Annotated in this window: 6 protein-coding genes; 3 read left to right on the forward strand and 3 right to left on the reverse strand. The window is 75.2% G+C overall.

The window, feature by feature from the left end:
* Positions 1 to 177: 177 nt before the first annotated feature.
* Genes IE249_RS06715 through IE249_RS06725 form a run of 3 tightly spaced genes read left to right on the forward strand, consistent with a single transcriptional unit; the run spans position 178 to position 6,396 of the window.
* Complete coding sequence (locus IE249_RS06715; RefSeq protein ID WP_189703840.1) at positions 178 to 2,799, forward strand: hypothetical protein; 2,622 nt, start codon at positions 178 to 180, stop codon at positions 2,797 to 2,799.
* A gap of 31 nt (positions 2,800 to 2,830) precedes the next feature.
* The gene (locus IE249_RS06720; RefSeq protein WP_189703841.1) at positions 2,831 to 4,453 is read left to right on the forward strand and encodes a VWA domain-containing protein; all 1,623 of its coding nucleotides are present in this window, start codon (positions 2,831 to 2,833) and stop codon (positions 4,451 to 4,453) included.
* Positions 4,447 to 6,396, forward strand: coding sequence for a serine/threonine-protein kinase (locus tag IE249_RS06725; protein ID WP_189703842.1), 1,950 nt, complete (start codon positions 4,447 to 4,449; stop codon positions 6,394 to 6,396). Before IE249_RS06720 ends, IE249_RS06725 begins: the two co-directional genes overlap by 7 nt.
* Before the next feature lie 85 nt (positions 6,397 to 6,481).
* On the opposite strand, the gene IE249_RS06730 is transcribed toward IE249_RS06725, so the two are convergent.
* From IE249_RS06730 to IE249_RS06740, 3 genes are all read right to left on the reverse strand, one after another.
* Positions 6,482 to 6,673, reverse strand: a complete 192-nt coding sequence (locus tag IE249_RS06730) for a DUF2795 domain-containing protein (RefSeq protein WP_189703843.1) — start codon at positions 6,671 to 6,673, stop codon at positions 6,482 to 6,484.
* A gap of 95 nt (positions 6,674 to 6,768) precedes the next feature.
* Complete coding sequence (locus tag IE249_RS06735) at positions 6,769 to 8,337, reverse strand: phytoene desaturase family protein (RefSeq protein WP_189703844.1); 1,569 nt, start codon at positions 8,335 to 8,337, stop codon at positions 6,769 to 6,771.
* 62 nt (positions 8,338 to 8,399) lie between these two features.
* Positions 8,400 to 9,905: tetratricopeptide repeat protein (locus tag IE249_RS06740; protein ID WP_229857716.1), on the reverse strand; the 1,506-nt coding region annotated here is incomplete at its 5' end.

Below are 9,905 nucleotides of genomic sequence, written 5' to 3' on the forward strand. Positions count from 1 at the left end.
CCGACCGCGGTTTCGACTTCGAGAACCCGTACCTGATCAACCAGGTCGAGGACACGGTGCGTTTCGCGGCGGCGCCGCGGCCCGTCAACATCCTCGAACCGTTCCTCTTCCTGCGGGGCTTCGTCCCGACGCAGTCCTGATCCGCCCACCCGACACCCGCACGAGGAAGGACACACCATGGCACCGGGGCTGATCGCCGACTGGGCGCTGTGGGGCAAGGTGCCCCGGACCACCAGCGGCTACGAGGTTCTCGCCGCCCATCCGCCCGGCCGCAGCGCCGCGTTCAACACCGCCGTCCTGCACTGGCTGCCCGGCACGCCGGGGGCCGGCGACCGGCTGCCGTGGATCACCGTCGGCTGCGCCCCGGAGGCCGGTGGCGAGGGCACGGTGGGCGTCTTCCTGCTGGACGGCACGGACGGCGTCGACGGCACCAACCGGATGATCCACCGCGTCAGCCACTTCGCCGTGCCCTACGCGCAGGTCCGGGAGGCCGGGGTCGGATGGTGCGCGCTGGCCCGGGCCGCGCACACCGCCGCCGAGACCCTGACCCTGACCACCGCCGGGCCCGCCGGACTCCTCCTCGGCGAGGACGAGCGCCTCGTGGACGACGTCGCCGGGAACGTCACCCCGAACATCTCGGGGATCACCCGCTGGCTGGCGGCCGCGGCGGCCCATCTGCTGGACGGGCCCGTGGCGGTGGCGGGCGACGGCAGCCACGGCCCGTTCGAGTTGCTGCTCATTCTGGACTCCGTGGCCGCCCTGCTGCCCTTCGGTGTGCGCAGCACCCTGTCCGCCGCGAGCGCCACCTCCCCCGGCTCCGAGGTGCCCGTGCGCCTGTACTGGGGCGACACGGCCGCCTCTCCCGGGGCGACCGGCCTGACCGTGGGCGGCGGCCCGCTGCCGGACCTGCGCGCGCTGTCCCCGCAGGCCCGCCGCTACCACGACCTGCTCCTGGACAACTGGGCGAAGCACGGCGGCGCCTGCGTCGTACGCCATCTGGCGGACTGCCGCGAGGCACTGGACATCGACGATCCGGACGCGGCGGCGCAGGCGCTGGAGGTGCTCAAGCGACTGGACCGGTCGCTGGCCGCCGTCCGGGCCTTCACCGAGGGCCGGGAGGTCAGCACGGAGGAGGTGCACGTGGCGCTGCGCAGCCCGGGGATCACCGACCAGGAGCTCACCGTGTTCGCTGAACACGGGGTGCTCACGCATCCGGACACCGACCCGGAGGCGGTCGCGCCCCTCATGTCGCAGGCCGTCGTCTCCCAGGCCATCCGCGACCGGCTGCGGGGCGATCTGCTCGACCGCCGGACGGACGCGGCCCGCCGCGAGTTCGAGAACCGGCGCGCCTCCCTCATGGCCGCCGGGCTGACTCTCGGCCCACTGGACGAGATCCTGGCCGACGTCATCAGCGAGATCCTGCACACTCGCCCCGAGGGCACGCCGGACCCCGTGACCGGCGAACTCCTGCCCACCGTCGCACCGTTCGCCGTGGGCACCATGGGCCTGACGCAGTCCATGCTGCGCCGGGTCCCCGGGCTGGCGAGCGGACTGGTCCGCGCGCTGTACGACCAGCCGGAGCCGGTGGCCCTGGTGGGCGCCTGGCTGCGGTGGCTGTGTGACGAACCTTCGTCCGACCGCCGGCCGGAGATCGCCGGCAGCCCGGAACTCCCGTTGATCCGCGCCCTGTTGAGTACGGGCGTCTGCCCGGTGGAGGCCGACAGGAAGTGGGCGGGCCGGCACCCCTCGGCGGCGGCACGGCTGCTGGAGGCGGCGGTGGTCTGCGGCCAGGGTGACGAGGTGCTGCGGCACGCCGACTTCTTCAAGGGGCTGGTCTCCAGCGTGCCGCGGGCGGTGTCCGGGGCGGACGGCGAAGAGGTCCTGGCCGTGCTCCGGGACACGCTGCGGCGCGGTCCCGCCGGGCTGAGGGCGGCGACCGCGCCCCGCTGGGACGTGCTGTGCGCGCTCACCGGGCTGCGGCCGTCCGGTTTCACCGACGTGGTCGCGGCGACACGGCCCGCGGGCGGCGCCGACCCGGCCGGCCGGGTCGACACGTACGCCACCGCTCTGCGGGCGGAGCTCGACTCGCGTGGGCTGAAGCAGGACGCCACGCGGATCGTGCGCGAGCTGCTCCGGGTCGCGCTCGCGGTCGACCCGGAGAGCGGATACGGCCCCTGCCCGGCCGACCGGGAACTGACCGAGCGCGTCCTGGACTGGTCGGGGCCGTACGCGCAGCTCGTCGTGGACGCCGTGCACCGGCTGGTCCGGACGCCGTACTGGAACGAGTCGGAGCAGGACGGGCGTTGGCTGGACCGGATCGCCGGCCGGCTCTCGGGGCTCGGGTCCTCGCTGGCCCTGCGCAGCGTGGTGCGCTTCGCGGAACGGCCCGAGGTCACGGAGCACGACTGCGGGGAGCTGGCCGTCCGCGCCCGCGCCGCGCGCGTGGCCGGGGCGGAGAACGACGACGTCTGCGCGGCCCTGGTGATCTGGGCGGTCCGCGGGCGGATCGGCGAGCGGCTCGACGCCCTCCTCGACGCCTACCAAGAGGAGTGGGCGTCGTACTCCGGGGCCGGCCGTGCCCTCGAGGAACGCCACGACATGGAGGACGCCCTCGCCCGCTACGAGGGGGACGAGCCGGTGGCCGAGTACTACTGCGACCACCGGCTCCGGCAGCTGACGAAGACCAAGGCCGAACACGTCCGTGAGATCCGTGAGCGACAGGAGCAACTGCCCGTGCTGGAGCGGGAGATGACCCGTTTGCACAAGCTCCGCGCCTCGGCCGTACGCACCCGCGTCTGAACCACGCACATCCCAGGGGGACACACACCTCATGCTCACCATCCGGGCCACGGCCCGCAGCGCCGCGCTGCTCGTCCTCGCGGTCCTGCTGCCCCTGTGCGGCGCGGCGTCCGCCGCGGCCGCCGACACACCCGTCACACGCGACGACGTCTACCGCGCGCTCAAGGTCGACCAGGTGCCCGCCGCCTACGTCGTCCTCGTCGACGTCTCCAGCTCCATGCAGGACAAGGGGCCCGACGGCGTACCGCTCTACACCACGGTCAAGCGCCGCCTGGCCGACTTCCTCGACTCGCTCACACCAGCCGACCAGGTGGCCGTGGTCACCTTCGGCCGGGCCACCAGCGTCGTCCACCCGATGTCCCCGGCCAACCGCACCGGCGGCCTCTTCGACAGGGAACTCCCGCGCTCGGCCGAGGAGTCGGCGAGCGACCACGGCGCCGCGCTGAACGCGGCCGCCGACCAGCTCGAGCGCAGCACGGCCCCGGTCGGGGCGGTGCTGATGCTCACCGACGGCGCGGTCAACGCGCCGGGCAGCCCGTACGGCCGCCTGGGCAGCCCCTCCTGGCAGCAGCTGAAGAAGCGCTACGCCGCGCTCGGCGCGGACCACAAGATCATGGGCTACGGGCTTCCACTGGCCGAGGGCACCGGAGTCTCCGACGTCCTCGGCGGCGCCTTCGGCGCCCCGCGCATCCTGCCGGTCGACCCGGCAGCCCTCGGCTCGCAGCTGAGCGCCGCCAAGGACCAGGTGCGCACCCAGAAGGCACTGAGCGTGCTGCGCGCCGACCGGGGCGACACGGTCGCCGTGTCCGTCTCCGGCGAGGACGTGAGCCAGGGCGGGTCCGGGCACGTCACCGTGCGGACCGGGTCCCGCACGGGCGAGCGCAGCCGGACGGTCGAGGTCACGCTGGAGTCGAGGACGGCGCATGTGCCGCTGACGGTGCGGCTCACGGCGGACGGCGGCTCCGGCGGCCCGCGCCTGGCCCCGTCCGGCCCGTCCGGCCCCGTCACGCTGCCGCCGGGCGGGAAGAAGACCGTGCGGATGACGCTGACCTGGCGTCAGGAGCCGCGGTTCAGCCCGATCCCCGCCCCGCGCGGCTTCTCGGCGCGGGTGGACCTGCGGGCGGAGGTCTCCTCGCCGTGGACGGCGGTGATCCGCGGCTCGCTCGGGGACACCCGATTCTCGACCGGCGAACCGGTGGTCACCGACGTCGAGTTGCGCGGCACGGTGCCCGGCCGCACTCCCGGCTGGCTCTACCCGCTCGTGCTGCTCGTGGTGCTGCTGGGCGCCGCGGCCACCCGGTGGCACTACAAGCGGCGCAATCCGCTGCTGTCCGGGGTGCTGGTCGTCACCGACCTGCGGTCCGGCAACCGCCAGTCGATCCCGCTGCGCGGCCGGGAGGTCTCCCAGGAGACCGACGCCGGACAGGTGCGCGCCCAGGTCACCGTGCGCGGCCGGCAGGAGGCGGGACGCCTGGTGCTGTTGCTGCGCTGCGAACGGGACTCGCCGCGTCAGGGCGGGGAGCGGCTGCGCGACACCGGCATCTGCGAGCTGGGCAAGTCCACGGTGCTGTGCGGCATCGGCTTCTCCCACGAGACGCGCAGCGAGACGGAGCACGGGGCGGGCGAACCCCGGGAAGGGACGCCGGCATGGTGACGCCCCTCGATCCGGGCTCCGATCCGTCGGAGGCCGCCGGGTTCCGGCTCCTGGGCCGGCTGGGCGCCGGCGGATTCGGGACCGTGTACCTCGGCAGACGCCCCGACGAGCGGCACGGGCCGGACACCCTGGGCGCGGTGAAGCTGCTCAAGCGCGAGTTCACCGAGGACGCGCAGCACATGCAGCGCTTCCACCAGGAGAGCAAGGCGCTGGAGCGCTGCAAGGGCGCCCGTATCCCGGAGCTGCTCGCGCTGGACTTCGGGGCGGGCCGGCAGCCCACGCTGGCGACCCGCTTCATCCCGGGTCTGTCGCTGTACCGCATCGTGGAGTCGCACGGCGGTCCGCTGCCCCGCGACGCGGTGCACGCGGTGGCGGCCGAGCTCGTGGACACCCTCGGCACCGCGCACCGCAAGGGGCTGCTCCACCGCGATCTGCACCCGGGGAACATCCTGCTGACCCGGGACGGCCCGTGGATCATCGACTTCGGGCTCACCCGGATCCGCGGCCAGCGGGTCACGCTGACCCTGGACATGGTCATCGGCCACCCGCACTTCTGCGCGCCCGAGCAGGTGAGGGGGCTGCACAGGACCGGCGACGCCACCGACGTGTTCGGCATCGCCGGGATCCTGCTGTACGCGCTGACCGGCCACCCGCCCTACACCGAGGAGAGCGACTCCCGGGCCATGCTGGTGCGCCGGGTCGGCGGCGCCTCGCCCGACCTGTCGGGGCTGCCGGAGGACTCGACGGGCCGGCTGATCCGCGCCTGCCTCGCCCCGGACCCGGCCGACCGCCCGTCCTTGGAGGAGATCGCCGGCGGCTTCGGCCCGCCGGGCACGCTGAGGCTGCCCGAGGACGTGGGCCGCACCCTGGCCGCCTACCGGGCCGAGCTGCGGGAGTTCCTGGCCGCGGCGGGCAACGCCGCGGACCTGACCGTGCCGTTCCGGCCCGGGCGGCGCAGCTGGAGCGCCGGTGTGGGTGAGTGGCCGCACAGTGTGGTGGCCACCGAGGACGGCGCCGTGGTGACCGCCGACCGGGGCGGCGCGGTGCGCCGGCTCGACGCCGCCACCGGGCAGGAGCTGGACCGGCGTACGGACTTCACCGCTCCGGTGCAGCTGTGCGCCCAGAGCGGGGTGCTGCTGGTGTGCGACGCCGAGGGGCGGCTGGAGTCGTGGAACACGCAGGACCACCGGATGTGGTGGTCCTGGCCCGCGGGCGCCCTCGCCGGGGCGCGGGCGCTGCTGCGCGGGCAGAGCGTGTTCCTCGGGGAGGCCACCGGCCGGCTGCACCACTTCGACGCGGTGACGCGCCGGCTGTGGTGGGAGACCGATCCGCTCACCGACACCTCGGGCGCCCCGGCGCTGCCGGTGGCGGCGGGGGCCGGGCACGTGTACCTGGCGGCCGTGCGGGGCGGGGAGATCCTGTCGGTGGACGACGAGGACGGCGCCCTCACCTGGAACGCTCCGGTGCGGCTGCCGGCGCCGCTGCTCGCCGCGCCGCTGCCGCTGGAGGAGCACCTGGTGGCCGCCGACGGGGAGGGCAACCTGCGGTGTCTGGCCGCCGCGGACGGGTCCCTCGTCTGGGAGTCCCGGCTGGGCGCGCCGGTGGTGGCGGCGCCGGTGCGGGTGGTCGACACGGTGATCGTCGGGGACGCGGCGGGCACGGTGCACTGTGTGAGCGCCGTGACCGGGGAGCCGGTGTGGCGCGCGCACCATGGCGGGCGGGAGGAGTTCTTCGCGCTGTGCACGGACGGGGCCGCGGTGTACGCGGGCGGCTGGAGCGGCCGGCTGCATCTGCTGGACGCGGCGGACGGCGCCTCGCTGCAGAGCTTCGACCTGGGCGGGCAGATCCTCGCCACCGCCTGCGCCCCGGGCGGAGGGAGCGTGCACGCGGCGTCGTCGAGCGGGACGCTGCACGCGCTGCCCTCGGTGGCCGGACCGCCCTGAGCCACCCCCGGCCCGGGAGGCCGCGGGCCCGCCGTCCCGGTGCGGAACGGCGGGCCCGCGGATGTTCCGGGTCCCGGGCGGGCCGTCACTCGTTGAAGACGGCCTTCTGCACCTCGTTGGGTCCGTCGAAGTGGTCCTTCTTCAGGCCGTCGAGCCGGCTGACGATCTTGTCGTCGGCCTTGTTCTTGCGGGCACGGTCGACGAGGTGCTGCTTGTCCGTCGGATAGTCCATGCCGCTGAGGGCCTTCTGCAGTTCGATCGGGCTGAGGTCGGCCATGGATGCCTCCCGTGGGGGGTGGTACGGCCGTCCGCCGGACGGCCGTCGTGCGGTTTCCCTGGCCCCATCGGAGTGCCCCGTGCGGGCCGGGGCATTCAGGACCCTTCCAGGACCGCCATTGCCGCGTTGTGCCCCGGCACGCCGCTGACGCCGCCGCCGCGCACCGCGCCCGCGCCGCACAGCAGCACGCCTGCGTGCCGGGTCTCCACCCCCCAGCGGCCGGCACCTTCCTCCGTGTACGGCCAGCTCAGCGGCCGGTGGAAGATGTTGCCGCCGGGCAGGCGCAGGTCGTGTTCGAGGTCGAGCGGGGTCTTCGCCTCGATGCAGGGCCGGCCCTCGGCGTCGGTGGCCAGGCAGTCGGCGAGGGGTTCGGCGAGATGGGCGTCGAGCTGGGCCAGCGTCGACTTCAGCAGTTCCTCGCGCACGGTGTCGTTGTCGCGGGCGAAGAGGCGGGCCGGGGTGTGCAGTCCGAACAGGGTGAGTGTCTGGTAGCCCTGTTCGACCAGGTCGGGGCCGAGGATGGTGGGGTCGGTCAGGGAGTGGCAGTAGATCTCGGAGGGCGGCGCGGCGGGCAGTTCACCGGCGGCCGCCTGGGCGTGTGCGGTGGCGAGTTGCTCGTAGCCCTCGGCGATGTGGAAGGTACCGGAGAAGGCCTCGCGCGGGTCGACCGAGCGGTCGCGGAGCCGCGGCAGCCGCTTGAGCAGCATGTTCACCTTGAGCTGGGCGCCCTCGGCAGGCTCGGGCGGCTCCTCGCCCAGCAGCGTGGCGAGGGCCTGCGGGGAGGCGTTCACCAGCACGTGCCGGGCGGCGGCGGTGCCCTCGCCGTCCCGGGTGCGGTAGGTGACCTCGGCGCCCCGGCCGTCGGCGGCCACCCGCACCGCCTCGTGGCCGGTGGCGAGGACCGCGCCGGCCCGGCGGGCGGCGTCGGCGAGCGCGTCGGTCAGGGCGCCCATGCCGCCGACGGGGACGTCCCAGGCGCCGGTGCCGCCGCCGATCACGTGGTAGAGGAAGCAGCGGTTCTGCACCAGCGACGGGTCGTGGGCGCCGGCGAAGGTGCCGATGAGTGCGTCGGTGAGGACCACTCCCCGTACGAGGTCGTCGGCGAACCGTTCCTCCACGGCGACGCCGATCGGCTCCTCGAACAGCACGCGCCAGGCCTCCTCGTCGTCGACGCGACGGCGCAGTTCCGCGCGGGTGGGCAGCGGCTCGGTGAGGGTGGGGAAGACCCGCTCGGCGAGGCGGCCGGTCATGCCGTAGAAGCGCTGCCAGGCCTCGTACTCGCGCCCGGATCCGGTCAGCCGGGCGAAGGCCTCGCGGGTGCGCTCCTCACCGCCGCCCACGAGCAGCCCGGTGGCCCGTCCGTCGCGCTCGACGGGGGTGTACGAGGAGATGGTGCGGGTGCGCAGCCGGAAGTCCAGGCCGAGATCCCGGACGATCTTCCCCGGGAGCAGGCTGACCAGGTAGGAGTAGCGGGACAGCCGGGCGTCGACGCCGGCGAAGGGGCTGGTGGAGACGGCCGCGCCGCCGGTGTGGTCCAGCCGTTCCAGCACCAGCACCGACCGTCCGGCCCGGGCCAGGTAGGCGGCGGCGACGAGCCCGTTGTGCCCGCCGCCGACGACCACGACGTCGTAGCTGCGCTGCCTGTGTGCCTCGTGTGCGCTCATGGTTCTTCGTAACACGCGGTGATCCACGACGGCCAGGGGTCCGGTCCGGGCGTGGGGCTCGCTCAAGTGCGCAGTTGCCGCAGGCAGTGGGCCTCGTCCTCGCGGCTGGCCAGGGTGTCGGGGTGGCCGGCGCCCAGTACGCGGGCGCGGGCGGCGGCGACCTCGCGGTACTCCGCCAGCGCGTCGGACCAGCGGCCGAGCCAGCCGAGGCTCACGGCGATCTCACGGCGGCTGACGAGGGTGTCCGGGTGGCCGGGCCCGAGGACGCGGTGCCGGAGCGCCCACACGTCGCGGGACTCGGCGAGGGCCTCCTCCCAGCGGCCGAGGCGGCCGAGGCTGACGGCGACGCCGTGGCGGGCGCGCAGGGTCTCGGGGTGGGTGGGGCCGTGCACGCGGGCGCGGTCCGCGGCCAGGTCGCGGTAGACCTCGAGCGCCTCCGCGCCGCGGCCGAGCCGGCCGAGGCTGACGCCGGTCTCGTGGCGGGCGGCGAGGGTGTCGGGATGGTCGGGGCCGAGGGTCTCGGCGCGGGTGGCGGCGACCTCGCGGTAGGTGTCCAGGGCCTCGGTCCAGCGCCCCAACTGGCCCAGTGCGTAGGCAACTTCGTACTGGCTGACCAGGGTGTCGGGGTGCCGTGGGCCGAGCACGCGGGCGCGGGCGGCGGCCGCCTCGCGGGCCATGCGGTGCGACTCCTCGGGGCGGCCGAGCCGGCTGAGGTTCAGGGCGAGGTTGTGGCGGCAGCGCAGGGTGTCGGGGTGGTCCGCGCCCATGGTGCGCTCCCGGTCGGCGAGCACCGCCGCGTACACCTGGTGCGCGTCCCGGTGGCGGCCCAGCCGGCCCAGCACGTACGCCATCTCCTGACGGGTGGCGAGGGTGTCGGGGTGGTCGGGGCCGAGCACCCGGATACGGGCCTCGCCGACCCGCTCGTACTCGCGCAGCGCGTCGGCGGGGCGTCCGGTGCGGGCGAGCACGAAGGCGGTCTCGTGCCGCGTGGCCAGGGTGTCGGGATGGTCCGGACCGAGCATCCCGGCCCGGGCGGCGGCGACCTCCCGGTAGACGGGCAGCGCCTCACCCCACCGCCCGAGCCGAGCCAGACCCAGTGCCACGCCGTGCCGGTCGCCGAGGGCCCGCACCCCCGGCCGCGGAACCGGCCCCCCGGCGCCCCGCGCCGGAACACCCGGCGCGGCCCCGTCGGACCGGGCCGGGACGCCACCGGCGGCGTCGGCGGTGTCCGGGGCCGTGCAGGTTCCGGAGAGGCCTGCCGCCGGATCCGGGGGCGGTGTGTGGGGGCCGGGGCCCGTGGCCTTGGGTCCGGTGGTCATGCCGTGCGTCCAGGACGGCAGGCGGGGCTCGTGAGCGGAGGCGGACGGCGGGAGCGGGTGCGGGGCGGCCACCGTCGGCACGTACGGCGCAGCGGTGCGGCCGGCGGTGATGCGGCGGGACAACTCGTCGGCGTCGGCCGGGCGTTGCTCCGGATCCTTGGCGAGCAGGTCGAGGATGACGCGCTCGAGGTAGGCGGGCAGGTCGGCGCGGTGGCGGCGGGGCGGCGCGGGCGGGGTGTCGCGGTGGCC

It is taken from the genome of Streptomyces anandii JCM 4720 (assembly GCF_014650655.1).
GTDB classification, from domain to species: domain Bacteria; phylum Actinomycetota; class Actinomycetes; order Streptomycetales; family Streptomycetaceae; genus Streptomyces; species Streptomyces anandii.

Excerpts from the sequence above, each read along its gene's own strand:
- IE249_RS06735 (WP_189703844.1), bottom strand. The coding sequence starts at position 8,337 with ATGAGCGCACACGAGGCACACAGGCAGCGCAGCTACGACGTCGTGGTC.
- IE249_RS06715 (WP_189703840.1), top strand. The coding sequence starts at position 178 with ATGGCACCGGGGCTGATCGCCGACTGGGCGCTGTGGGGCAAGGTGCCC.
- IE249_RS06725 (WP_189703842.1), top strand. The coding sequence starts at position 4,447 with ATGGTGACGCCCCTCGATCCGGGCTCCGATCCGTCGGAGGCCGCCGGG.
- IE249_RS06720 (WP_189703841.1), top strand. The coding sequence starts at position 2,831 with ATGCTCACCATCCGGGCCACGGCCCGCAGCGCCGCGCTGCTCGTCCTC.
- IE249_RS06730 (WP_189703843.1), bottom strand. The coding sequence starts at position 6,673 with ATGGCCGACCTCAGCCCGATCGAACTGCAGAAGGCCCTCAGCGGCATG.